The sequence below is a fragment of the Anaerobacillus sp. CMMVII genome (genome assembly GCF_025377685.1).
In the GTDB taxonomy this organism is placed as follows: Bacteria; Bacillota; Bacilli; order Bacillales; family Anaerobacillaceae; genus Anaerobacillus.
The window spans coordinates 1-25,202 of sequence record NZ_JACEHK010000009.1 but is presented as its reverse complement, the minus strand read 5'-3'; the positions used below and the strand labels follow the sequence as shown (position 1 = coordinate 25,202).

The window sequence follows — 25,202 nt, the reverse complement described above, 5'->3', positions numbered from 1 at the left end:
AATTTCATCATTACCTAACCGAGCTATATCAATCTACTTAGTAGCGAAAATAAAGATTATGAAACTCATTAAATTATTTTTTTATAATCGAAATAGTTTCATAAATCTGTATTTTCATTTATCCTTATTATATGGTGTAAAAAATACACCTAAACAAGGAGGGGAAATTATGCTTCAACAATCAATTATCGAAGACTTAATAACAGCTGCGCTTAGTACTGGTGGCGATTTTGCGGAGATATTTGTAGAGGATAAATTCAATACGAATATTGCACTCGTTGGTGGGAAAGTAGAGACGAGTATTTCTGGTAGAGACTATGGCATTGGGATCCGTATATTTCAAGGTTTAAACAGTGTTTACGCCTATACGAACGAGCATAACCGAGATAAACTAATTGCCGTTGCCCTAGAAGCTGCAAAAGCAATTAAAGGTCAGCCAATAGACTTAACCTTAAATCTTAACCGTCAAACGTTTACAAATCAACATCCAATACTACATAACCCAAGGGAAGTTGCTAAAGCAAAAAAAGTGAATGTGATGAGAGAAGTCTATGATATTGCCAAAAATTATCACGAATTGATTTCTCAAGTGTCCGTTGCTTATAAGGATGAACAGCAACGTGTCTTAATTGCTAATTCAGAAGGAAAATTTGTTGAGGATGAAAGAACACGTACTCGTCTAGCAATTCAAGCAGTCGCAGCTCGTGGTAATGAAATGCAAACGGGTTCTTACTTACCAGGGGCCCATAAAGGATTTGAATTTATAGAGCAGCTAGACTTAAAACATTATGGTTCTGAAGCTGCTAGAATAGCAGTTACGATGCTGAATGCCCAAGAGTGCCCTAGCGGGAAATTCCCTGTCATTATTGATAATGAATTTGGCGGTGTTATCTTCCATGAAGCTTGTGGGCATGGACTAGAAGCAACTTCTGTAGCAAAGAACAATTCCATTTTTGCAGATCGGGTAGGGGAGCAAGTTGCACCTGAGATCGTCTCTTACATTGACGACGGGACACTAGCGAATGAATGGGGTTCCGCAAATGTCGATGACGAAGGGGAAGCAACACGAAAAAATGTTTTAATTGAAAATGGAATATTAAAAGGTTATTTGATAGATAAGTTAGGAGCTCGGCGTATGGGTACAGAGTCCACTGGCTCAAGTCGTCGGGAATCTTATAAATACGCTCCGACTTCAAGAATGACGAACACATTTATTGCCCCTGGAAAGTCTTCACCTGAAGAAATCATCGCCAATACGGAATTTGGAATTTATGCTAAGTATATGGGTGGTGGCTCCGTGAATCCAGCAACGGGTGATTATAACTTTGCAATTAACGAAGGGTATATCGTTCGTAATGGAAAAATTGCTGAACCAGTCCGCGGTGCGACATTAATCGGAAATGGCCCTAAAACTTTACAAAAGGTAGATATGGTCGGAAATAACTTGGCTCATGGTCAAGGAATGTGCGGATCTGTCAGTGGTTCAATACCGGCGAACGTTGGTCAACCAATGATTCGTGTAAGTGAAATAACGGTTGGCGGCAGAAAGGGGAAATAAACGATGGATATTGTAAAATTCAAAAATGACCTTTTTTCACAAGGAGAAGAGGTCGGTTTTACAGATATGGAATTGTATTATCAAAGCAACGGAAAATTCAGTACGAAAATATTTAAAGGAGAAATTGATAGTTATAGCATTGCTATTGAAGGTGGCGTATCTTTTCGCGGTATTATCAATGGCAAAATGGGTTATGCATATACTGAAAAAATCGATGAGCAATCTATTCCCTTTATGCTTGCAGAAGCTAAAGAGAATTTAAGCATTATTGATAGTGAAGACTCTGAAATGATTTTTGCTGGATCTGATCAATATGAAGAAGTTAGCCTATTTTCTGAAGATCTAGCTGGTATTTCTGCTGATGAGAAAATTGCAGTCCTTAAACAAATCGAAACTGAATGCTTCGCTTTAAGTGATAAAGTAACTAGTGTGAATTATTGTTTATTAGAATCACATGACAGTGAGAGGCTGATATCCAATACAAAAGGGCTTGAAAAACATGAAAAAGGTAATGTCGTTTATACGTATCTTTCAGTTGTTGTAAAGGACGGCGAAGATATTAAGAGTGCAAGTAGATTAACACTAGCCCGGGATTTTTCACGATTTGATCCAGCTCAAATTGCGAGTGAGGTGGTTGAGGAAGCCGTTAGTTTCCTAGGTGCTTCATCTGTCCCTAGTAACGAATACCCGATTATTTTACGAAATACAGCAGCAGCTTCTTTATTGCAAGTATTCAGCCAAGCCTTTTCAGCAGATCAAGTTCAAAAAGGTAAATCAAGATTAGCAAATAAACTTGATACTCATGTCGCTAATCCATTAGTAACAATTGTCGATGATCCCTTTTTGACAGATGGCTTTATGAGTCGTTCCTTTGATAGTGAAGGTGTTGCTACCAAGCAGGTAAACCTTGTCGAAGATGGAGTTCTAAAAACATTTCTTCATAATTTAAAGTCGGCCACTAAAGACCAGGTTCAATCGACAGGCCATGCGACAAAGGCTTCTTATAAAGGAACAATAACTATTGCACCTTCAAACATGTTTATTAAAGCAGGCAAAACTTCGTATGAGGAGCTAATTCAGAAAGAAACGGAAGCATTAATTATTACTGATTTACAAGGGTTACACTCTGGCGCAAATCCCATTTCAGGCGACTTTTCATTAGCTGCCAACGGCTACCTTGTAAAAAACGGGAAAATTGAGCGACCAGTAAATCAAATCACAATTGCTGGAAATTTCTTCACAATGCTCGATCAAATCGAGGCAATTGCGAATGATCTCAAATTCGGCTTCCCAATGGGAGGATATGTTGGCTCACCTTCATTAAAAGTGAAGAGTTTAGCAGTAGCAGGAGAGTAATTTTCAAGATAATACAAGATATCAGCACACCATTTGAGTATAGCTCCTGGTGTGCTTTTTTACACTATTTGATAAAATGCGTTTCATAAATTAGAAGTAACATCTTGAGGGAAGAATAGTGGAACTGAAGCAGAAATTACTTAGAGTGATTTAGTAGGTATTAGCTTACTATAAGTAACTAGTTCTGATAATCACTATTTTACCAGTTTTCTCCTAAATACGTTTCCCGTAATCATATTATGTAAACTAATATAATGACTAAACACTCACCAACCGAAGTGAAGGTAGTGAATATTTCCTTTTGCTAGACGACAGGTCCACATCTCCCTAAGCATATTTTTTGGAGTTACAATCCTTTCAGGTTATAATTGACAAGTCAGTAAATATAATTTGGAGGTTTACACTTATGCCACACGTAGCTTTATATCATCCACATTCGTTTTTTTGGATGGTTTTAGTTCTTCTTTTCTTTGTTACATTTTTTCTTTATCGAGCAAATGTTGCCAAAGGCGCAAAAATTACCCACATGGTTGTAAGGCTTTTTATGTAATCATGATTGGGACAGGGGTAGGCTTATTAGTTTTAATGCAATTCCCAGGTACCTACATAGTTAAAGGACTACTTGCTCTATCTTTAGTTTACTTCATGGAAATGATCCTTGTTAAAACCAAAAAGGGAACACTTAAGCCAATTTATTGGGTTTTCTGTATTTCAGTACTAACAGTCGTTTTACTTATCGGATATCGAGTTATCAGTTTTTAACAAAAAAGCAGAACATGGACCTATCATGTTCTGCTTTTTTATTAAGGCTGTTTCCTGAAGTTTGTTGCTTTCGTAAAAATCCCAAAAGCCGGATTTTTACACATAAATCCTAAGATATCACTACTTATTTAGTAAGCACTGCTCTTTTCTTACTTATTGTATTCGGTGATAGCTTCATCTAAGGAATTTTACCAATTTTTTTAGGTTAAAAAGCAACAAGTTTTTTTGTGCGACGAGTAACCGCAGGAGCAATGTTTTAGAAAAGAGCCTTTATTAAAGGTCTGTTAAACGTAGAAATTTGAGTTATTTATTGAATTATTGTCAATAAACCACCCATGTTTACGAAAGAAGTCTATTATCAACAATAAAGGGAGGATGAAGTAATGGGGAAAAAAATCGTTTTAGCGGGCGGGTCTGGTTTTTTAGGGAAATCGTTGGCAAATTTTTTACTCGGTAAAGGTTATCAAGTAGTCATTTTATCCAGAAATTCAGCTCCATTAGATGGTCAAATTAAGTATGTGCAATGGGATGGAAAAACCTTAGGTGACTGGGCTAGTGAAATTGACGGGAGTTATGCGGTTGTAAATTTTACAGGAAAAAGCGTCAATTGCATTTACACAAAGAAAAATAGAGAAGAGATTGTCTCTTCTAGGTTAGATTCAGTCAGAGTCTTAAGAGAGGCAATCCTTCAATGTAAGCAACCTCCGCAAGCTTTCGTTCAAGCTGGTTCATTAGCGATATTCGGTGACACAACCGAGCGATGTGACGAGAATGCTCCTTTTGGGTCTGGTTTTTCTGTAGATGTATGTAAACAGTGGGAGACTGAGTTCTTTAAAGAAGCATTGACGACTCCTCGCCAAGTGTTATTACGAATTGGCTTTGCATTAGGCAAGGATGGTGGCGCACTTGAACCTTTAAAGAAATTGGTTTCCTTAAACCTGGGAGGCACAGTAGGTTCAGGAAAACAATATATAAGCTGGCTACATATCGATGACTTAAACAACATGTTTTTAGAAGCCATCGAAAATACAAGCTATTCAGGTATTTACAACGCTACTGGACCTACACCAATTACGAATAAAGAATTCATGAAGTCGTTGCGGAACGTAATGGGAAAAGGCTGGACACCACCGGCACCCACGCCATTTGTTTGGTTAGGTGCGTACCTATTCATGCAAACCGAGCCAAGTTTGGCTTTAACAGGGAGAAATTGTGTCCCTAAAAAATTAGTAGACAGTGGTTTTACTTTTCAATATACAGATATAGAAGTAGCATTAAAAGACTTAATCTCATCATAAATGGTATGCGAGGGGGGAACTCCTCGTTATTTTTTTTGTAAATGTCAAGCTAACAGTGCACATTTTTGACCGTTTAAGAATGTACATAATTTCTCATCTACACTTTTCAAGTCGTTTATAATTCTGTATGAGTGAACACCATACTAACGACTGTTATGTGGTGTAAACGGATCGGTTAAAGTTCGGAAAGGAGCAGGCTGTAAAATAGAAAAGTAGTCCGAACCCAAGCCATGTTCGGACAGGAGCAACTCGTAAAATTGAAAAGTTTTCCGAACCAAGTCCGCAAAGGTTCAAGAGCTTGATAATCTTTTGCAATTCACTTCGTTTCTCTCTTTATTCCACTTTCGTTATAATGTGTTTGTAGAGGAGTGTTAGAAATGGTTGAAGTGACAGAAAAAATGATCGATTGGCATTTGTTAACTAAGAAAGATACCATCAAAATTTACTTTTGTTATACACCGTTATGCGGAACGTGCAAATTGGCAAAACAGATGTTAGAAATTTGGAATCAAAAATACAGTAATACTACGATTTATTCCGTAAATATTAATGTTAATCGAAACCTTGCTATGAAATGGCAAATAAAAAGTGTCCCGTATTTGGCTGTGTTTGTTAATGGACTGAAAGCACATGAATTTTACGCATTTCACTCATTGGAAACATTGAACGCCAACTAGCTCCATTCGTAAGGAAAGAAAACCTAAAGTAAGCAGAATTCATAGTAGCTAACACGTCTACAATTGTTTGCTTGAGTCAATTAGGCAGTACTTATTCACTGTCTTACCTCATAAAAATTAACCATAGAGAAAAAGTCTTTGCCTACGTCTAAATTTCTTTGAAACGGGGTAATAAAAAATGGTAATTGATAGATTTAATCATGGATTAGATGACTCTAATTTATATTTGAGGATTTTTGATTATCTAGCTTATGAGTTGACGACAAGCAACAGTTGGTTGCGAACACGTTTTTTTGACTTATTAAAGAAAGCTTACCTTAATACATGCGAGACCTTCTATTTACCTGTAAGTAATCACTCATTAGAGACCTTTGCACACTTAAAGAGAGATTCTGACATCGCCAGTGCCGAATATGATTTATATGATGGTAAACGAGAAGCAGATGGGAAAATCGCTGTTATATTAATGTCTACTCCGTTAACCATTGTTGCTATCGAAGCCATTACTGATCGAAATTGGCAATTTAAAAGTGATGTAGAAAACAATTTGACTGCAATTATGCAGCTGAGTCAAACCGATGAAAAAAATGCGGTCCAAGTTTTACTAGTTTCCAAGAAACTTTGGGAACAGAATAAAAGATTGCCTGAGGAAATGGCCAACTATAAACGATTGCGAAACCATCTAAGACATGAGCGAAACCAGCAAGTCCTTTTCGTTGTGTTATTTTTGGAGGATCTCCTTCCATTATTTGAAGAGGACGTAAGTACCTATTAGGTAGTGAAAAAAAGATTAGCAAGTAGATTGACAGATTAATAACTTCCTATTAAAATAAGAACAAATAAAAAGTTATCCTTAAAGGGGAGTAGCTGGTACAATAAATTCGTCATCACGAGGAAATTCCTCCGGGTTTATTGGCAACAATTGTTGTTAGCGAGACCTTTACCATAACGGTATTGGTCTGTCCTTTTGCATAATTGGATGTTATTTAATGACCTTACTTTTATGGTATGGGTCATTTTTTATTTACATTACATCAATGCAGAAGAGGAGACTTATTTTGGACGTTTCAATTTTATTAGAGTATGGTTGGGTATTATTAGTACTTATTGTTTTAGAAGGGATACTTGCAGCAGATAATGCGCTTGTATTAGCGATTTTAGTAAAACATCTCCCTGAAAAAGAGCGAAAAAGAGCATTGTTTTATGGCTTAGCAGGTGCTTTCGTCTTTCGATTCGGATCATTATTTGCTATTTCATTTCTCGTCCATGTATGGCAAGTTCAGGCCATTGGAGCAGCATACTTAATCTTTATCGCATTAAACTTTATTATCAGAAAATATGTACGACATAAAGCCGAAACTGAGGAAATGAAGGAAGCCAAAAAGAAATCAGGATTTTGGGTTACTGTAATTAAGGTGGAATTAGCTGATATCGCCTTTGCTGTAGATTCTATTTTAGCTGCTGTAGCGATCGCAGTAACGTTACCTAATACCGGTTTACCAATGGTTGGTGGTCTTGATGGCGGTAAATTCTTAATTATTTTCCTAGGTGGTTTTATCGGCCTTGTCATCATGCGATTTGCAGCCACTTATTTTGTGGGTCTCCTTACTCGTAAGCCTGGATTAGAAACAGCTGCCTTTCTTATCGTTGGTTGGGTAGGGGTAAAGTTAGCGGTTTACACGCTATCACATCCAGAAGTTGCGTTTTTACCTGAGCACGTAGCAGAGATGAAAGCCTGGAAGATTACGTTTTATGTAGTGCTTGTCTTAATTGCAGTCCTTGGTTGGTTCCTATCTAAGGAAGTTAGTGAAGAAGAAAAGGAAAAAGAGGAATTAGCTCAGTCAAGTGCAGTCTAATCAATGAACACGTTGATTTTGCTTAAAAAAGTGTAATAATTTATAAAAACCATAAACAGCAATAGAAATACCGATAAGAGCTTTTATCTTTAAGGTTCTCGTCATCGCCGTACCTCCTGCAACATCTAGTTATTTAACTATATGCAGGGATACTGAATAACGTTAAACTTATTTAGGGCCTAAAGAAATAACTCTTTAGGCTCTTAGACATAATAAGAAAAATATGAAGTCAGAAAGGAAAATTAAATGAACATTATTAAACATACAGTAGAAAAAGTCGAAGATATAACAGGTATCCTTAGCGGAGAGCGTTATGAATTTTTTATTCACGTAGAGGTTGATGAAGAAGATGAATTATATACTGAGCATGGATTATACATAAAAGCAATTGTTGCAGTTGATGAGAATACTACAAGAATGATGCATTATGATATTTATGAAAAAACAAGCGATAAATACATTGATCTTGCCTTAGAAGAAGAGGAAGAACAATTGCTACAAGAATATTGCCAACAACATATTAAGTAACATTCACGAGGGTACAACAATGATAACTGTTGTACCCTTATTTGTTTGGTTCTTGACGAGTTAGGGAAAATGGTTTTTAAAGTTGTCATCACAATAAACTTTAATTGGTAGATACTAGAGTCAATTTTTTAATCACTTAACCGAGCTTTATCAATCTATATGTAGTTGCGAAGATAATAAACTTAATTTGAAAATATAATTGGTATATTATAAGATTTTATTATCACTTTTTATGTGGTTTTGTTATAATAGCGTGGTGAATTAATTATGTTTTATATAAAAATGGTTCTTCTTTGTCGCAATTGATGGCTTGTTACTATCATCATCATACATTGAAGGCGGAGAAAAGGGGAGTTTGAAATGAAACTAACGCCAGAACAGCGTATTCAATTACATGGGTTTAATAATCTAACGAAGTCATTAAGTTTTAATATGTACGACATTTGTTATACAAAAACAAAAGAAGAGCGAGAAGCTTATATAGAATATATAGATGAACAATATAATGCTGATCGTTTAACAAAGATCCTAACAGATGTTACGAGTATTATTGGTGCACACGTATTGAATATCGCTAAACAAGATTATGATCCTCAGGGCGCGAGTGTAACGATATTAGTTTCAGAAGGTCCCGTAAATAACGCTCCACAAGGCTTTTTTAAAGAATCTCCAGGGCCGCTTCCAGAAACGGTTCTTGCTCATTTAGATAAAAGTCATATAACTGTTCATACCTATCCTGAATACCATCCAGATGAAGGGATCAGTACGTTTCGAGCTGATATCGACGTATCAACATGTGGGGAAATCTCACCTTTAAAAGCACTAAACTATCTAATCCACTCATTTGATACAGACATTATGACGATGGACTACCGCGTCCGCGGTTTCACGAGAGATATTAATGGGCACAAGCTATTCATTGATCATGATATCAACTCAATTCAAACTACATTCCTAGTGAAGTAAAAGATCAGTTCGATATGATTGATGTGAACATCTATCAAGAAAACATCTTCCATACAAAATGTAAACTAAAGAACTTTGATCTAAATAATTATCTTTTTGGTTATAAAAAAGATACACTTAGTATTGAAGAGCAGGAAGAGATTACCGCACGTTTGAAGCTAGAAATGGATGAATTATATTATGGTAAGAATATTAATCGTGAATTAGTTGAGTCGAAAGAATCAATCTTAAAATAAGAAAACGAGCATATTTTCCCTGGAGAATGGAAAGTGTGCTCGTTTTTTTCGTTCTTGATCAACTCGTGGTGCAAAAGAGCCATCGTTTTTTTAGAGGCTGTCCTCGTAAACTTTGTTACTAGGTCGTCTTTTGAGAATAAATAATCTTTTTGGGACAAATTTATTTGTCCCAATGGCTTATTTATTCTCAAAAGCTTCACGCAAAGCGTGAAGACTTATAATATACAAGCTGTTGCATATACTCTATATATTAGTAAAAACTTAAAAGGAAATTAAAGGGAGGGAACATCATTGAAAACGACGATTTCTTGGGCAGGAAACATGGCTTTTTCAAGCACAACTCCATCAGGTCATTCACTAACTATGGATGCATCCGGAGATGTTGGTGGTGAAAATAAAGGACCAAGACCAACGGAACTACTTTTGAATGCGGTTGCTGGCTGCACAGGAATTGACATTATCTCAATCTTAACAAAAATGCGCCTAAGCCCTACGGCATTTCATATGGATGTCGAAGGTACAAGGGCCGAAGATCACCCAAAAAAGTTCACGACTGTACATATTCATTATTCATTTGAAGGAGATCTCCCGGAAGATAAGGTCGTTCGAGCCATTGAACTCTCAAAAGACAAATATTGTTCTGTATCTCATTCTTTAAATAGCAAGATTGAAGTTAGTTATTCGATTAACGGAACCCAAGGAAAGGCAATTCATTAGTCTAAAACACAAGGATATTTCGTAGCGAAATTTCCTTGTGTTTTTTTATAGAAAACTGACTGAAATTATCTTCTGATATGATAAAGTAAAAAGAAGATTAATTAGTTTTTTAGAATGGGGAAAAAGAATGAGTATTAATGAAGTAATCGTCTTTATCGTGATTGGTTGTTTTTGTCTTGGCGCTATCGACAAAATCATAGGAAATAAACTAGGTCTTGCTGGCCGATTTACAGATGGATTTATGACGATGGGCTCTTTAACGTTAGCAATGGTTGGAATTATTTCCTTATCTCCAGTGCTCGCAAGTATACTAACACCGGTGATCGCTCCAGTTTACGGGTTAGTTGGTGCTGACCCTGCAGTATTTGCAAATACCATTTTGGCGATTGATATGGGTGGCTACGCCTTAGCCGAGGAAATGGCTAATACTCCTGAGGCGGCTTTGTTTGCATGGGTGTTTTTAGGAACGATGATGGGGCCAACAATTGTTTTTACGATTCCGGTAGCCTTAGGTATTATTGAAAAAGAAGACCACAAATATTTTGCTAAAGGCATTCTATTAGGATTGATTACTGTTCCCCTCGGTTGTTTTGTTGGAGGAATTGTAGCAAACCTTCCAATTATGATGATTCTTTTGAACCTAATTCCAACAATTCTTTTTTCGATTCTTATTTCCGTAGGTTTATGGATTAAGCCAGAAAAAATGATATCCGGATTTTCCGTTTTTGCAAAAGGGGTAGAAATCTTAGCACTTATCGGATTAATTGCCATTGTTGTGGAAACGTTCACCAACATAACCATTATTCCAAATCTGACACCTTTAGATGAAGGAATGAAAATTGTCGCTATGATAGCCATTTTTCTAGCAGGAGCGTTCCCGATGGTCGCACTCATTTCGAAATTATTTAAGAAGCCACTGATAAAACTGGGTTCTTTAGTAGGGATAAGCGAAACGTCTACGACAGGACTAGTTGCGTCTTTAGCCCACAGTATTCCAATGTTTACCATTTTAAAAGACATGGAACCAAGAGGGAAAGTAATAAATGTTGCGTTCGCCGTTAGTGGTGCGTTCGTTTTCGGTAGTCACTTAGGTTTTGTCGCAGGAGTACAACCAGACATTGTCTTTGCTATGATAATTGGTAAATTTGTAGGTGGTTTTAGCGCCATTATTTTAGCCATTGCCACTACACCAAATGTACAAGCTCAAACTGAAGAAACAGTAGTTTTACAAAATGCTCATGAAGCGTAGTAACTAACCCTCTTAGATGGTTTAGTTTACTACGAATGCACCTACTCAAGAAATTCCTTTTTAAGCTTCTTAATAATTTCTACATACGTATAATTCTCAAGTAATTCAAAGAAATAAAGCGATTGCTGGTAGGAATGTTTAATTTCATCTCGATTGTAGGTCATTTTTTCATAACATTGTCCTTGATAATAGTAAAGCTGGCCTAATAAAGACATATTATGATTTTTAATTGATAATCGAATTCCCTCTTTAACCGTTTCAACCGCTACCTGATAATCACCAGCATCATATAGTGTTTTAGCTTTATTGTAAATGACTCTTAATATATAAATGTTCTTACTTTCTAAAATAGGATTTATATACTTGCCATTATAATTACTGAGTATTTTTTCATAATAAAACAAACTCTCTTTATATTTTCCTAGATTAGAATAGATGGTTCCAATCGTATTAATGATCTTCAAATCTAGAAATCGTTCCATAATAATCGTTTGATTTTTTAACAATTTCTTTAAATCATCTAAACATTCATCGGCATGATAATAGTTTAATTGATAGCCATTATAGTATTGTTGCCAAGTCAAGTAAGAGTGAAACCAAGGATCTTGGTTTTTCGTTTTTAGTTCCGCCTTCACTAAGTGATACGCTTCTTGGTATTGGTGGCGTGAAGTTAGTTCCTCAATGTAAGTAACAGTTTGATCAATGTAATCCTTATTTTCAAAAAGTAAAATATTAATAAAATACGAAAGAGGCACCTTCAATTTTAAAGCGAGCATATATAAGGTATCTAGTTGCGGACAAACTTCACCTTTTTCAATTTTACTAATGGCAGGTTGAGTACAAATTCCTTTGGCTAACTCTTTTGAGATAAGCCTTTTTTCGTTCTTAACCAAGCGAGTTCGTTACTAAATTCTTTTAAGTTCATTTTGACCTCCGATAACTATAGTTATTTTTAGTTTCATCCTGTCATGATAATAGAAGATTCCTCGGTTTATTATGGGCAATATTAACTTAAATGAATATTTTTAAAATTTAAAAACTTGCGGTTGATAGTATAATAACAGAAAAACCAATACTTAAACAGGCAGGTGATCCCTATGAAAAAAGTCCTATTTTGTTTTTTTGCTTTAAATTTGTTATTTACAGGAGCAGCACTTACGACTTTTGCAGCAAATGATGTTACACCAACAGACTTGCCTCATGAAGTATAAATACTTAACGTTTCAAGAAAAGCAAGGTAGCTAATGCTACTTTGCTTTTTTCATTTTTGTCCTGTAATAACTATAGTTATCGTTTTGTACGATATTACTTTTATTTATTGTTTAATCCTCTTAATTTAGCAAAATAGCTCCTATTAACAGGCGAAACGAATTTTTAATTTTTGAAATATTCGAATTACAATAAGGTTGTAACACCAAAACATAACACAGGAGGTCATAAGATGAAAAAGTTATTGTCCGTATTGTTTGCGATGGTTTTGTTGTTTGGAATGATGTTCCCTTCAGCAACGATTTTTGCAAACGATGCAACTACAGACGAATACTTAGTTCAATTTGATGGGAATGTTGAAAGAGGTATACTTAAAGCATTTGGCGTAAGTAATAATGAAGTTTTACACACTTTTACACTTCTTTCAGTCGTCTCATTAAAACTAACTGAGCAACAAGCAAAAGGGTTAGCAAATCATCCCAAGATCAAAGGTGTAGAAAAAAATGCAGCAGTTCAAGCACTTGGGCAAACCATTCCTTGGGGTGTTCCAAAGGTTCAAACCCCAGAAGCAAATAATCTTGGATATACTGGAAATGGACTGAAGGTTGCCATTCTAGATACAGGTATCGACAGAAGTCATCCAGATTTAAATGCCAATGTAAAAGGCGGTTTTTCTGTATTTACGGACTCAGCCAACAGCGATCCATATTATGACGGTAGTGGCCATGGAACACATGTCGCTGGAACAGTAGCCGCTGTTGACAATGATTTTGGTGTCGTTGGTGTTGCCAAGAATGCAGATTTATATGCCGTGAAAGTATTAAATAATAGTGGAAGTGGCTCATATGAAGGAATTGCCAAAGGGATTGAATGGTCAATCCAAAATGGCATGGATATTATTAATATGAGTTTAGGCGGATCGTCAAGCTCTTCAATTTTAGAACAATTTTGTAATCTTGCTTACGCGGAAGGTATTCTAGTAGTTGCAGCAGCTGGTAATAGCGGTAACAGCGGTGGACGTAACGATAGCGTTGGCTATCCTGCAAAATATAATTCGGTTATAGCAGTAGCTGCTATTGATCAAAACGAAAGACGCGCTAGTTTCTCTAGTACTGGTCCAGCTGTTGAACTATCGGCACCAGGTGTAAGCATCCTAAGTACTACTCCAAACAATAGCTACGCTTCTTACAATGGAACATCAATGGCATCACCACATGTTGCTGGGGTTGCAGCGCTTATTTGGGAGGCGAAACCAAACTTAACAAATGTACAATTACGACAACTTCTACAACAGACATCAAAGAACCTTGGACTGTCTAGTCAATACGGCTATGGCTTAGTGCAAGCAGCAACTGCTATACAATATTAAATGTAAAAGGATGAGTTTTCCCATTTCGATGGGAAGCTCATCCTTTTTCGCTTTAGCAAAAATAGATACAACTACCGATCTTTTATAGTAAAATGCTATAATAGGAACAAAGTTTAGTAGTAGCAGGAGGAAAACTATTTTGGTAAAACCGTTTGTTAAGTGGCCAGGAGGGAAAACAACTGAGCTAGAAATCATTCATAAGTACATGCCTCTAACCATCAATAATTATATCGAACCTTTTTTAGGAGGAGGCGCTTGCCTCTTATCATTAAAAAAAGAACAATATAAAAAAGCATTTGCGAATGACTTCTCAACTGAATTAATCTCCTTATATAAATTAATTAAAGAGCATAATCAGAATTTTAAACAATATTTATTAGACATTTGGGATTTATGGTGCTATATCGGAACCTATTCAGACCATCATTACAACGAATTAAGAGAACTATATCGACGTTACAAAAGCGATGAAATCACAAAAGAAGACTTAAAAATAGAACTCGATCAATTGGTGGACCGAACCCGAACAGAAATTGAGCTTGCCATTCCCGCTACATTAGGGATTGATCGAGAAGTCTTAATCACAGAGCTGAAAAAATCAATACTTTCTAAATTCAACAATACAAGGAATAACGAACAAAAGAAAGGTGATTTGCCTGAAGAGGATTATCAAAAAAACCTAGAAGCGAGTATTCGTGCTAGCGTTTATACGTATTATCGTCATTTATATAATGAAAGAGCGACATATCAGATTAGCCATGAATTGCACATCGCTTTATTTTTCTACCTAAGGGAATTTTGTTACTCATCCATGTTTCGTTATAACAAAAGTGGAGGCTTTAATGTTCCCTATGGTGGTGCATCCTATAATAGCAAAGCCTTCATAAATAAAATCGAATACCTTTGGAATTCTGGCCTACAAGAGATTTTAGATCGGACAAGCCTATTTAATTTAGATTTTGAACAGTTCTTTGAGAATATTAGTATCGATGAACATGATTTCATCTTTTTAGATCCACCATACGATAGCGATTTCTCAACGTATGCAGGAAATGCTTTCGCAAGTAATGACCAAGAGCGCCTAGCGAATTACTTACTTACGAAATGCAACTGTCGTTTTATGCTGATCATAAAAAATACTGATTTTATCTATCAGCTCTATAACAAACCAGGAATTAATATTATCGGCTTTGACAAGGCATATAGTGTAAGCTTCATGGATCGAAATGATAAAAAGGTCGAACATATTTTAATTACTAATTACTAATTACTAATTAGTCATTGTTGCGTGAAGTTTTTTTACGAAGGGGGAATTGAATTGAGTAACTTCAGTGAAAAAGAAATCCTTTCAGTGGCCATTAAAATGTTAGAGGAAGTAGGAGAGATGTCGACTACTGAGCTGAAAGAAGCACTAATGGAGGAAATGAACCCAAGTGGAAATGATTTAGAAATAAATCAAAATAGAAACGATACAAAATTTGAACAAAAGGTGCGGAATATGGTTTCCCACCGGGATCATAATGACCTACTAAAATATTGTGAGTATGAGCGAAAAGGAAAAAATGGATTTTTACGATCTAAAACTGTCATGAATTTCCCTTATGAAGAAAAACAACAACAAGAAATTCAAAAACGAAAAGAAAAGAAGAGGAAGTTTCGAGCCCGAAAACTAAATTTTGACGAGATTAATGCTAGAAATAAAAGCATTGGCTTAAAAGGTGAAGTGTTTGTTCTTCAACATGAAAAAGATAGTTTGAATACTGAATTGGCTGAAAAGGTTATTCATGTATCTCTCGAAGAAGGGGACGGCGCTGGCTACGACATTCTTTCTTATGATGCAAATGGTAACCCGAAGTTTCTTGAAGTCAAAACAACGACAGGACCAAAGAATACGCCATTTTACCTATCTGAAAATGAAAAGGCATTTATCGAAGTATATAAAGAAGAAGCAGAAATCGTTCGAGTATATAATTTCCAAGAAGCATCGGGAAAAGGCGACATTTATCGTTTAAACGGAAAAGATTTCCTTAATCAAGTAACGTTACAAGCAATTGCATTCAAGGTTACCCTAAATGAATAAGCAAAAAAAGCGGTAGCCACTCTTGTGGCTACCTTACTTACTTTTAGAGATATTATAAAGGACTTTCGATTGGTGCATTGGGTACATTCCTAGATTTGAAATTGATTACGTCTGAGGAATGAATTGTAATGAGGAGTGAGCCCCCATAAACTTTTGCTCGAATTAAGAGTGGTTGATTATGGATATTTTTAAAAGAAAAATCAGCACCGTACCAACTTACTTGTGCATCCCGTCCTGGCGGTACATAAGGAACACGTTTACTGTGGGAATAACGTTGTACGATTTGTACTCCTGCACGGTCAACAGCATTGAACAAAGTAGAGGATACTTGGCAAATTCCACCACCAAAGTCTCGATAAACTCTCCCCTTAATAATAACCGGAGCAGGTAAATAGCCTTTCTCAAACGTTCTTTGCCCTACAACCTGATTAAAAGAAAAGACCTCTCCTGGAAAAACAACATGATTGTTAATAGCTTCAGAAGCCAGTTTGATATTTTGAACCCTTCCTTTCCTTCGCTGATTAAAATAGGTTATGTACTGACCAATTTGTTTCACACGAATATTTGCAAGTAATTCACTATCAACCTTAGGATAAATAGGAATGGTCGGAACAGAAATTTTTGTTGATCCTTTGCTATAAAAGTAGGTGTAAAAGTCATTTAAGAATGTTTGGCGATCAAGTTTATGACCTAGTTGCTCATCAACAACACCGCCGTAATCATCAATCCAAGCATTAATTGGGTCTTTTTTTATTTGCTGATCAAGTTTATCTAAAAATTGATCAACTTTTTCAACATCTATGACTGAATTACCAAGTATGGAGTGAAATTCAGAACGATTGACACTAGCAATCGTTTGCCCTTCAAAGAAATCAAGACATTGTCAGATACATTGAGTGTTTGAACAAAAGCAAAATAAGTGCAATACAAGCATATTTCATATTCAGAAACTCCTCCTAGTTTTAGTATGGGTAGGAAGAGAGCTTTTCATGAATTTTTATGTAAATTGAAAAATCTTTATCGTTTTCCTAATAATAGAAATCTATCATAGAAATGTGTATAATGATGTCCTAAGGTTAGCAACATAGGAGATGAGTGAATGAAAGTTATACCATTACAGCAGGCGACAAATTACATCTAGCAGACTTGTCTTTGGCTGCATGGGGTTAGGTGGCGGCTGGAACCAAAATCCGATATCAGAAAACGATATTTTACATGCTGAACGTGCCATTGATGCAGCACTTTCGATTGGGATTACCATGTTTGATCATGCCGACATTTACACGTTCGGCAAAGCAGAAAAAGTGTTTGGTGAAGTGTTGAGACGCAATCCAAAACTAAAGCAAAAAATGGTTATTCAATCAAAATGTGGTATTCGGTTTCCAGAAGGGGAAATTCCAAATCGGTACGATTTTTCTAAAGACCATATTATCAATTCCGTAGAAGGAATTTTAGACAGATTAGGCCTTGAGTAGATTGATATCCTATTATTACACCGACCTGATCCGTTAATTGAGCCCGAAGAGGTTGCCGAAACGTTTGAGCAATTAAAAAATTCAGGGAAAGTGACCCATTTCGGTGTCTCCAACATGAACGTTGCCCAAATGAAGCTATTACAAAGTTATTGTACAAGTCCACTTGTCGTCAATCAGCTTGAAATGAACTTACATAAACTTGATTGGCTTGAGTCAGGGGTATTAGTGAATCAAAAATCCGGCACACAATTTAACTTTTCTGAGGGGATAATTGAACATTGCTGCTTAGAAAATATTCAAGTCCAAGCTTGGGGAGCATTAGCCAAAGGAATTTATACAGGACGCGAAAAGGAGAATCCGACAGAAGCTTACTTAAAAACAAAACAGATAGTTGAGGAACTCGCCATTCAAAAAGAAACAACAAAAGAAGCCATCGTCCTTGGTTGGCTCATGCGACATCCTGCAATGGTTCAGCCAGTTATCGGCACCTCAAACGAAGATCGGATTAAAAAATGTAAAGATGCAGCAATGCAAGCAGAACTCATGACAAGATAGAGTGGTACTCCCTTTATGTCGCGTCTCGTGGCGAGCTAATGCCTTAAAGAAAGATTTTAAACACACTAAAATTTAGTGTGTTTTTTGTAACTAAACTCGGATAAAGACGACTATATTTTAAAATAGAAGTATAATATGTAATTATCTGATGTCTCTCACGACAATTTCACATGCATTTATTCTATAGGTTTTCTTTTTTCCGTCATAGGAGTAAATGTCACCAACTGCAAGATCGGGGGGATGCCGATTTACGTAGCCAATTTCAGAAAATCAAACGGTAGAAGGAGTGAGGGAGTTTGTTTTCTATTTTGTTACTACCTATTTTTATTATTGCATTCATTTTTTTACTTACTGCGGCAGGGATGAAAGGAAACTCAGAAAGAGGGGGAGAAGACATGATTAAAAATGTTTATATTTATCTAGTGTTATTTGCTACCTTAATGATGACTATAGGTGGAAGTGTTGCCGCTTTTATGGCAGTGGCTGATATCGTTGCCCCAACACCTTATTATCAATCATTTGAAGAATACAAGCGGTTTGGAGGACCTGGGTTTGAAAAGTCTCCAGAGCAACCAGCTGAAAAGTTAACCGAAGAAGAATTACGAATCAGTTATGATATGATGGTGAACTCACAGAAAGAAAATGAAATTGAACGCGCAAAAAATAATTTAGTAAAAAGCTTTGGCTGGATTATCATTCCACTTCCAATTTTCATCTACTTTCAACGTCGTTTAAATCGTAATAGTAGTACAAAAGAATAGGGGAATCGGGGTATGTGACTAGGAAATTCTAGTCACATATTTTGATTAATGAACTTCCTAATATATTATTTTCGCACTACATATAGATTGATATCACTCGGTTAAGGTAATGCAGTTGAAAAACTTTATTGAAAAAAGATCTCAAGTATGATAGAAATAAATAGTAATAGTTACTAATTCTTCAAAACTACATAATTACCACTCTAGGGGTGCTTTTATAGCTGAGAGAGACTGATGTCTTAACCCTTAAAACCTGATCTAGGTCATACTAGCGGAGGGAAGAAGTGCGGATACATATAGTTGGCGAGCTTATTTTTGCCTAATTATGATTGTCTATCTAAACCACTTCTTTATTGGAAGTGGTTTTTGTTGGCTATTTTCTTTTTGTTTTACATGATTTCCGAAAGGACTGATGAAATGCCAGAAAAGCTTAATCTTGTATTAGAGCAGATTGATGTACGCAAACACGAACTAATTGAGTTAACAAAAACACTAATTTCATTTAAAACGCCGGCACCACCAGCACGAAATACGAAGGAGGCTCAGGAATTCATTGCCGACTTTTTAAAAGAGATCGACTTTGACATCGATATGTGGGATGTCTATCCTAATGACCCAAATGTAGTAGGGACATTAAAAGGTACGAATTCTGCTACACATAACAGCTTAATTATTAATGGTCATATTGATGTCGCAGAAGTAAGTGAAGATGAAGCATGGAATAAAAGCCCTTTTAGTCCTTATGTAAAAGATGGTGCTATCATTGGTCGTGGTGCAGCAGATATGAAGGCAGGCTTGGCTGGTGCATTATTTGCCGTAAAACTATTACGAGAAGCTGGTATTTCCTTCCCAGGTGATCTCATTTTTCAGTCTGTCATTGGTGAAGAGGTAGGGGAAGCAGGGACATTACAGTGTTGTCAAAAGGGTTACAAAGCTGATTTTGCGGTTGTTGTTGACACAAGCGATTTGCACATTCAAGGTCAAGGTGGTGTGATTACTGGGTGGATTACGATCAAAAGTAATCAAACGTTTCATGATGCAACAAGACGAAACATGATTCATGCAGGTGGTGGCCTTTTCGGTGCAAGTGCAATTGAAAAAATGATGAAAATCATTTCAGGCTTGCAAGATCTTGAACGACACTGGGCTGTCACCAAAAGTTATCCAGGATTCCAACCTGGAACAAACACTATCAATCCAGCTGTCATTGAAGGTGGAAGACATGCAGCGTTTATCGCTGATGAATGTCGCCTTTGGATTACCGTACATTTTTATCCAAATGAAACCTACGAACAAGTAGCAAAAGAAATTGAAGATCATGTTTTACGTGTTGCCGAAAGTGATCCGTGGTTAAAGGAAAATGCACCTTTTTTTACTTGGGGAGGCACATCAATGATAGAAGAGCGTGGTGAGGTATTCCCTTCCTTAGAAGTTGATCCATCTCATCAAGCTGTTCAATTATTAGCTACCTCTCACGCAAATGTCTCTGGGAAAAAAGCGGAAATTGATGTTTCACCAACGGTAACTGATGGAGGCTGGTTAGGAGATGCGGGAATTCCAACCGTCATTTATGGACCCGGAACACTTCAGTACGCTCACTCAGTGAATGAACAAGTGTCAATCGATCAATTGCTCGAATTTACAAAAGTATTAGCGAAATTCATTTATAGCTGGACCAATACGAAAAAAGAAGGAGCTGTGTAACCATGAAGTTTAGTGAACGATTATATCAAGAGCTACAACCAATCTGGCAAGCAAATCACACTCACCCATTTGTACAAGAGATGGGTGCTGGGACACTACCAAAAGAGAAGTTCCGGTTCTACATGATTCAAGACTATTTATACTTAATCGATTACGCCAAATTATTTGCTCTTGGGGCAGTCAAAGCGAGCGACGTTCGGACGATGGGGCGCTTTGCTAGTTTGTTAGATTCCACATTAAATGAGGAAATGTCCTTACACCGCCAATATGCAGAAAAATTCGGAGTAACTGAACCGAGCTTGAAAATGCGGATCCTTCCCCAACAACTCTGGCCTACAGCCATTATATGTTGCAGGTAGGGCAAATGGGACTTTAGCAGCTCTTGTTGCAGCCTTACTACCTTGTATGTGGAGCTACTGGGAGATAGGAAAGGAACTTAATAAATTCCTGGCGCTAGCGAACACGAGTTATATGGTGAGTGGATTAAAATGTATAGTTCTGACGAATTTGGTCAACTTGCGATTTGGTGTATCGAACTCCTCGATGATCTCACAACTGGCCTTCCAGAAAAAGACTTAAAGAGATTAGAGGAAGTCTTCCTGAACACTACAAGATTTGAATATATGTTTTGGGATATGGCTTATCATCAAGCGATGTGGCCAACAAATGACTAAGTGTTCGTTAAAGTTTGAAGATGTATCATTTGCCTATGAAAATGGCCAAAAAACGCTTTTGAGTAAATTAAACTTTCATATCGACGAAGGCGAATTTGTTAGCATTATCGGTCCTAGTGGCTCTGGAAAAAGTACGATCTTCAAATTAATTACTGGTCTTGAAGAAGCAAAACAGGGAGACATTTTTATTAATGGCCAAACACACAAAAGTCGCTTAGGCCAGGTTGGATATATGCCACAACAAGATTTACTGATGCCTTGGCGAACGGTCCTTGAAAATGCCTCGTTACCTCTAGAAATCCAAGGGGTAAAAAAACAAGAAGCTAGTCAAAGGGTAGTAACCCTGTTAGAACAGTTCGGTTTAAATGGAGTTGAACACTTGTATCCAAGTGAGTTATCCGGAGGGATGAAACAAAGAATATCCTTCTTACGAACTGTCTTAAGCGGATCTAACGTTTTACTGTTAGATGAACCATTTAGTGCCTTAGATGCGATTACAAGACTATCGATGCAAGAATGGTTACTGACTCAATGGGAAACGTGGAAGCTATCAATTTTATTTATTACTCATGATGTTGACGAAGCATTGTTTTTATCAGATCGTATTTTTATCTTTACTGAACAACCAGTAACAAATTTTGTGGAAGTGAGCGTCCCTCTCGGTCGTCCACGGACAATTCGTGATATTCATGCTCCTGCTGTTATTGAAGTGAAAGAAAGACTCATTGAACAACTGCGAGCAAAGGTGACACTATGAAGCATGTTAATCAAACAGTTGCACCCATTCCTATTAGTTTTTTCTTCTTGATCATTTGGCAGGTAGTGGGGATTATTGTTGATTTGGCGTTTATATTACCAACACCAATCCAGGTGATCGTTAAGCTGTGGGAACTCAGAGGCGTATTATTTTTAGTTCATTTACCTGCAACACTCTCGATTATTATTGTTGGTCTCGCCTTATCGATCCTATTAGGTATAGGAATTGCCGTCTGGATGAACGTAAATAAAACAGCAGAGAAAGCATTTTATCCTATTATTGTCGCTTCACAAACGATTCCGATTATTGCCTTAGCACCAATTTTTGTTCTTTGGTTTGGATATTCAATATGGAGTAAAGTGGCGGTAACACTAATTATCACGTTTTTTTCCGATTACCGTTAGTACGTTCGATGGACTTCGCTCAAGTAACAAAGAACTGAGAGATTTAATGCTTACGATGGGAGCTAGTAAAAAAGATATCTTTTTTAAGTTAAATGTTCCTACTGCTTTACCGTTCTTTTATTCCGGATTAAAAGTCGCCGTTACCTTAAGCGTGATAGGCTCAGCCATTGGCGAATGGTTAGGCGCTCAAAGTGGTCTTGGCTATTTTAGTCGACGAATGATGACTCAATTTGATGGCGCAGGTGTATTTGCACCAATTGTCTTATTATCAGCTATTGGAATCGGCCTATTTTTAGCCGTCGTTTTACTAGAAAAATGACCTTACACTGGAGGAAAACAGGGTGAAAAAATATTCTTTGTTATTCATGGCTTTATTATTAACGTTTGTACTTATGGCATGTGGTCAGAAAGCAACAACTGGAAAAGATCAATTAGCTGAGGTTGATTTAATGTTAGATTGGTATCCAAATGCAGTACATAGCTATTTGTATGTAGCAATGGAAAAAGGCTATTTTGAAGAAGAGGGAATAAAGCTAAATATTCAATTTCCAGCAAACCCAACGGATCCTATTAATCTTGCAGCAGCAGGTCAAATTACATTAGGAATTTCTTATCAGCCAGATGTTGTCATCGCCCGTGCAAACCAAGATGTCCCAGTGAAAGCTGTGGGAGCGATTGTTCGCTCACCTTTAAACCATGTAGTTTTTCTTGAAGAAAGTACCGTTCAAACACCAAAGGATCTTGAAGGAAAAACAATTGGCTTTCCTGGAATTCCTTAAATGAAGCGTTATTAAAGACAATGATTAAAACCGATGGTGGAAACCCTGACAACGTCACAATGATTGATGTTGGTTTTGAATTAGGTACATCACTGACAACTGGTCGCGTTGACGGGGTGATTGGAGCTTATATCAACCATGAAGTTCCTGTTTTAAAGCATAAGGGCTATGAGACACGATACTTTAACCCTGTTGATTACGGCGTTCCTAGTTTCTATGAGCTAGTAGTAGTAACAAACGATAAGACATGGAATGAGCGCCAAAAGGATATTAAAGCCTTCTGGCGTGCAGCTACAAAAGGCTATGAATTCATGAAAGCAAACCCAGATGAAGCCCTATCGATTTTATTAAGCCACCAAGATAAAGCTAACTTCCCACTAGTGGAAGAAGTAGAAAAGCAAAGCCTTGAAATCCTTTTACCTAAAATGGAGTCGGCAGCTGGTTTCGGTAGTCAAGAAGCCTCTTCTTGGGAAGAAACCATTGAGTGGATGCTCAATTTTAACTTAATTACAAAGAGCCTGCTTTAGAGGAGATTTTTGTTAATATCGTAGAATAATATAAGAATCGAAAAGAAAAGTCACTTGATAGCTTCATGTGAAGTTCAAAGTGACTTTTCACTATTTATTTGTTTGAACAGAGTAATGAGTTTTTTTCAACACCAGTCGTTTCTGTCACGTAGGATGCTTCTAAAATAGCCGAAGGGTCAAGCGTTAAAACAATTTCTTAAGCTTTGGGTACATCATCCGATCAGTTATACAATAAATCAGTTGCACAGGTTCGCCTGTATAACCACCGGTTCCATTTAGGTATGTAATCGATATGCCTAGTTCTTCAATGAGGTTTTGCCCGATTTCCTCAGGTTTACTAGAAATGATCACCACTGATTTCCCTTGATTAATACCGTCCAATATAAATCAATCACCTTCGTAACAATAAAAAAGATGGCGACTGAAAACATCGCTTTTCTAAAGAAAAAACGACTGCTGCCATAGATAATATGATTGCATTAATCCCTAATAAAAATTACTAATCGGGATCCCATATTTTTGTTTATCCAGGTAGCAATCATTTCAGACCCGTCAATTGCTCCGCCAGCTTTTACAACTAATCCAATCCCTAATCCGAGCAATAGCCCACCGTACAGAACAATTAAAACTTCTGATGATGTAATCGCAGGAAATGGAGTTAAGTAAATTAACGTTATGGTCGTAACAACATTGGCATATAAAGTCCTAACAACAAACTTTCTCCCATAAACTTACCCGAAATTAGTAACGATGGGATATTTAGTAGGATAAATACAACCCAAATTGGAACATTGAATATTGATTTTGCCATAATTGCCAGAGCAGTGACACCACCATCAACTAAACCGTTAGGAGAAAGAATTAATTCTAGTCCAATCGCTACGATAATTGATCCGATTGTAAGTAGGGCAGTAATTAAGTAATATCCTCATATGTACACCACCATTTATAAATTCACATCTATTCTTGCAGGCTCAGTATCTTTTTCGATCCCTATGTATTTCATCGTCTCACCTTTGGAGGAGTGATGAAAGATTTTTTGCAGTAAGGAAACGGCAACCCCTCCACGGTAGGCATGATACCCAAACGTTTTACGTAAAGTATGTGTCCCGATTTTTGTTTCAATCCCAACTTCTTTTGCCACGGAATTAATGATCCGATACGCTTGTTGTCGTGTAATAGGATTTTCACCTTTTTTTGATTTAAATAAATAATCTTCCTGAGACAGGGAAGGAACGGTCTCCATATACACCTGAATTGCTTTTTTGACTTGGTCATTTAAATAAAACAAACTTGTCTCATTTTTACCTAATAGTAAAAACTCATGAATAGAAGAATCCGGATCCAAAATTTCAGAAGTTTTAAGTTTTAATATATCGCTTATTTTCAGCCCTGTGTTAATACCTAACGTAATAAAAGGTAATCTCGTTTTGAACGGTGATATAAAATCTCTTTAATTTCATTAATTTTTTGACGGTTTTTAATAGCTTCAACAAATTCCATTTTATCAATCACCTACTTATTATGTTACTTAACATTAGTATAACATAGTTATAAGTAACGTATATTCTGAATATATGTTATAATTAAAGGACTCAAAAAACCACATCAACACCACGAAAAAAAACCACAGAACCCCATCACTTAGATAGGAACTTATTAAAAAATCACCCTGACAACCTATGAAGTAAAATAACATATCTTT

At 36.6% G+C, this 25,202-nt stretch carries 17 protein-coding genes, 8 pseudogenes and 1 riboswitch; of the genes and pseudogenes, 21 read left to right on the top strand and 4 right to left on the bottom strand.

The features are described from left to right. The first annotated feature begins 169 nt into the window (after window positions 1–169). The 11 genes and pseudogenes from H1D32_RS12600 to eutH all read left to right on the top strand — a co-directional run bounded on the left by H1D32_RS12600 (window position 170) and on the right by eutH (window position 11,203). Window positions 170–1,558: a TldD/PmbA family protein gene (locus H1D32_RS12600; RefSeq protein WP_261178653.1), complete on the top strand. Its 1,389-nt coding sequence runs from the start codon at window positions 170–172 to the stop codon at window positions 1,556–1,558. Window positions 1,559–1,561: 3 nt separating this feature from the next. Beyond that, window positions 1,562–2,914: a TldD/PmbA family protein gene (locus H1D32_RS12595; protein WP_261178652.1), complete on the top strand. Its 1,353-nt coding sequence runs from the start codon at window positions 1,562–1,564 to the stop codon at window positions 2,912–2,914. 406 nt (window positions 2,915–3,320) lie between these two features. Then, window positions 3,321–3,676, top strand: a pseudogene (locus H1D32_RS25420) (YisL family protein). A 383-nt stretch (window positions 3,677–4,059) separates the two neighbouring features. Then, window positions 4,060–4,974 (top strand): TIGR01777 family oxidoreductase, encoded by a 915-nt coding sequence (locus tag H1D32_RS12580; RefSeq protein ID WP_261178650.1) that lies wholly within the window; start codon window positions 4,060–4,062, stop codon window positions 4,972–4,974. 377 nt (window positions 4,975–5,351) lie between these two features. Beyond that, window positions 5,352–5,651: a thioredoxin family protein gene (locus tag H1D32_RS12575; RefSeq protein ID WP_261178648.1), complete on the top strand. Its 300-nt coding sequence runs from the start codon at window positions 5,352–5,354 to the stop codon at window positions 5,649–5,651. Window positions 5,652–5,829: 178 nt separating this feature from the next. Further along, window positions 5,830–6,426 carry a hypothetical protein gene (locus H1D32_RS12570; RefSeq protein WP_261178647.1) on the top strand — a complete coding sequence of 199 codons (597 nt, stop codon included), beginning with the start codon at window positions 5,830–5,832 and terminating at the stop codon, window positions 6,424–6,426. Window positions 6,427–6,709: 283 nt separating this feature from the next. Continuing rightward, window positions 6,710–7,507 (top strand): TerC family protein, encoded by a 798-nt coding sequence (locus tag H1D32_RS12565; RefSeq protein ID WP_261178646.1) that lies wholly within the window; start codon window positions 6,710–6,712, stop codon window positions 7,505–7,507. Between the two features lie 246 nt (window positions 7,508–7,753). Then, window positions 7,754–8,035 (top strand): DUF6509 family protein, encoded by a 282-nt coding sequence (locus tag H1D32_RS12560; RefSeq protein ID WP_261178645.1) that lies wholly within the window; start codon window positions 7,754–7,756, stop codon window positions 8,033–8,035. Window positions 8,036–8,395: 360 nt separating this feature from the next. Further along, window positions 8,396–9,237 (top strand): annotated as a pseudogene (speD, locus tag H1D32_RS12555) (adenosylmethionine decarboxylase). Window positions 9,238–9,528: 291 nt separating this feature from the next. Continuing rightward, complete coding sequence (locus tag H1D32_RS12550) at window positions 9,529–9,954, top strand: OsmC family protein (RefSeq protein WP_261178644.1); 426 nt, start codon at window positions 9,529–9,531, stop codon at window positions 9,952–9,954. Between the two features lie 127 nt (window positions 9,955–10,081). Beyond that, the gene (eutH, locus tag H1D32_RS12545) at window positions 10,082–11,203 is read left to right on the top strand and encodes an ethanolamine utilization protein EutH (protein WP_261178643.1); all 1,122 of its coding nucleotides are present in this window, start codon (window positions 10,082–10,084) and stop codon (window positions 11,201–11,203) included. A gap of 41 nt (window positions 11,204–11,244) precedes the next feature. Here eutH and H1D32_RS12540 read toward each other — a convergent pair whose 3' ends face one another. Further along, window positions 11,245–12,096, bottom strand: coding sequence for a helix-turn-helix domain-containing protein (locus H1D32_RS12540; protein ID WP_261178642.1), 852 nt, complete (start codon window positions 12,094–12,096; stop codon window positions 11,245–11,247). 548 nt (window positions 12,097–12,644) lie between these two features. Here H1D32_RS12540 and H1D32_RS12535 point away from each other — a divergent pair. The 3 genes from H1D32_RS12535 to H1D32_RS12525 all read left to right on the top strand — a co-directional run bounded on the left by H1D32_RS12535 (window position 12,645) and on the right by H1D32_RS12525 (window position 15,861). Further along, complete coding sequence (locus H1D32_RS12535; protein WP_261178641.1) at window positions 12,645–13,781, top strand: S8 family peptidase; 1,137 nt, start codon at window positions 12,645–12,647, stop codon at window positions 13,779–13,781. A 139-nt stretch (window positions 13,782–13,920) separates the two neighbouring features. Beyond that, a complete protein-coding gene (locus H1D32_RS12530; RefSeq protein WP_261178640.1) occupies window positions 13,921–15,048 on the top strand; it encodes a DNA adenine methylase in 1,128 nt (375 codons plus the stop codon). A 51-nt stretch (window positions 15,049–15,099) separates the two neighbouring features. After that, window positions 15,100–15,861, top strand: coding sequence for a protein NO VEIN domain-containing protein (locus H1D32_RS12525; protein WP_261178639.1), 762 nt, complete (start codon window positions 15,100–15,102; stop codon window positions 15,859–15,861). Between the two features lie 52 nt (window positions 15,862–15,913). Here the strand turns inward: H1D32_RS12525 and H1D32_RS12520 are convergent, their stop codons facing one another. Beyond that, the gene (locus tag H1D32_RS12520) at window positions 15,914–16,417 is read right to left on the bottom strand and encodes a VanW family protein (RefSeq protein WP_261178638.1); all 504 of its coding nucleotides are present in this window, start codon (window positions 16,415–16,417) and stop codon (window positions 15,914–15,916) included. Window positions 16,418–16,960: 543 nt separating this feature from the next. Here H1D32_RS12520 and H1D32_RS12515 point away from each other — a divergent pair. From H1D32_RS12515 to H1D32_RS12485, 7 genes and pseudogenes are all read left to right on the top strand, one after another. Beyond that, window positions 16,961–17,938 (top strand): annotated as a pseudogene (locus H1D32_RS12515) (aldo/keto reductase). Between the two features lie 348 nt (window positions 17,939–18,286). Continuing rightward, window positions 18,287–18,652 carry a hypothetical protein gene (locus H1D32_RS12510; protein ID WP_261178637.1) on the top strand — a complete coding sequence of 122 codons (366 nt, stop codon included), beginning with the start codon at window positions 18,287–18,289 and terminating at the stop codon, window positions 18,650–18,652. Window positions 18,653–18,847: 195 nt separating this feature from the next. Beyond that, a riboswitch (TPP riboswitch) is annotated at window positions 18,848–18,949 on the top strand. A gap of 120 nt (window positions 18,950–19,069) precedes the next feature. Beyond that, window positions 19,070–20,356 (top strand): acetylornithine deacetylase, encoded by a 1,287-nt coding sequence (locus tag H1D32_RS12505; protein WP_261178777.1) that lies wholly within the window; start codon window positions 19,070–19,072, stop codon window positions 20,354–20,356. A 2-nt stretch (window positions 20,357–20,358) separates the two neighbouring features. After that, a pseudogene (tenA, locus tag H1D32_RS12500) lies at window positions 20,359–21,030 on the top strand (thiaminase II). Continuing rightward, on the top strand, window positions 21,023–21,787 hold the full coding sequence (locus H1D32_RS12495) for an ABC transporter ATP-binding protein (RefSeq protein ID WP_261178636.1): 765 nt from the start codon (window positions 21,023–21,025) through the stop codon (window positions 21,785–21,787). The pseudogene tenA and the gene H1D32_RS12495 overlap by 8 nt, the downstream one beginning before the upstream one ends. Continuing rightward, window positions 21,784–22,536: pseudogene (locus tag H1D32_RS12490) on the top strand (ABC transporter permease). Before H1D32_RS12495 ends, H1D32_RS12490 begins: the two are co-directional and overlap by 4 nt. Further along, window positions 22,533–23,526: pseudogene (locus H1D32_RS12485) on the top strand (ABC transporter substrate-binding protein). Before H1D32_RS12490 ends, H1D32_RS12485 begins: the two co-directional pseudogenes overlap by 4 nt. 65 nt (window positions 23,527–23,591) lie before the next feature. On the opposite strand, the pseudogene H1D32_RS12480 reads toward H1D32_RS12485, so the two are convergent. Both H1D32_RS12480 and H1D32_RS12475 read right to left on the bottom strand, forming a co-directional pair. Continuing rightward, window positions 23,592–24,413: pseudogene (locus H1D32_RS12480) on the bottom strand (YitT family protein). A gap of 30 nt (window positions 24,414–24,443) precedes the next feature. Beyond that, a pseudogene (locus H1D32_RS12475) lies at window positions 24,444–25,000 on the bottom strand (tyrosine-type recombinase/integrase). Window positions 25,001–25,202: the final 202 nt, after the last annotated feature.

Bases quoted from the DNA above. Each gene is read 5' to 3' on its own strand.
- H1D32_RS12600 (WP_261178653.1), top strand. From the start codon at position 170: ATGCTTCAACAATCAATTATCGAAGACTTAATAACAGCTGCGCTTAGT.
- H1D32_RS12595 (WP_261178652.1), top strand. From the start codon at position 1,562: ATGGATATTGTAAAATTCAAAAATGACCTTTTTTCACAAGGAGAAGAG.
- H1D32_RS12580 (WP_261178650.1), top strand. From the start codon at position 4,060: ATGGGGAAAAAAATCGTTTTAGCGGGCGGGTCTGGTTTTTTAGGGAAA.
- H1D32_RS12575 (WP_261178648.1), top strand. From the start codon at position 5,352: ATGGTTGAAGTGACAGAAAAAATGATCGATTGGCATTTGTTAACTAAG.
- H1D32_RS12570 (WP_261178647.1), top strand. From the start codon at position 5,830: ATGGTAATTGATAGATTTAATCATGGATTAGATGACTCTAATTTATAT.
- H1D32_RS12560 (WP_261178645.1), top strand. From the start codon at position 7,754: ATGAACATTATTAAACATACAGTAGAAAAAGTCGAAGATATAACAGGT.
- eutH (WP_261178643.1), top strand. From the start codon at position 10,082: ATGAGTATTAATGAAGTAATCGTCTTTATCGTGATTGGTTGTTTTTGT.
- H1D32_RS12535 (WP_261178641.1), top strand. From the start codon at position 12,645: ATGAAAAAGTTATTGTCCGTATTGTTTGCGATGGTTTTGTTGTTTGGA.
- H1D32_RS12510 (WP_261178637.1), top strand. From the start codon at position 18,287: ATGATTAAAAATGTTTATATTTATCTAGTGTTATTTGCTACCTTAATG.
- H1D32_RS12505 (WP_261178777.1), top strand. From the start codon at position 19,070: ATGCCAGAAAAGCTTAATCTTGTATTAGAGCAGATTGATGTACGCAAA.
- H1D32_RS12495 (WP_261178636.1), top strand. From the start codon at position 21,023: ATGACTAAGTGTTCGTTAAAGTTTGAAGATGTATCATTTGCCTATGAA.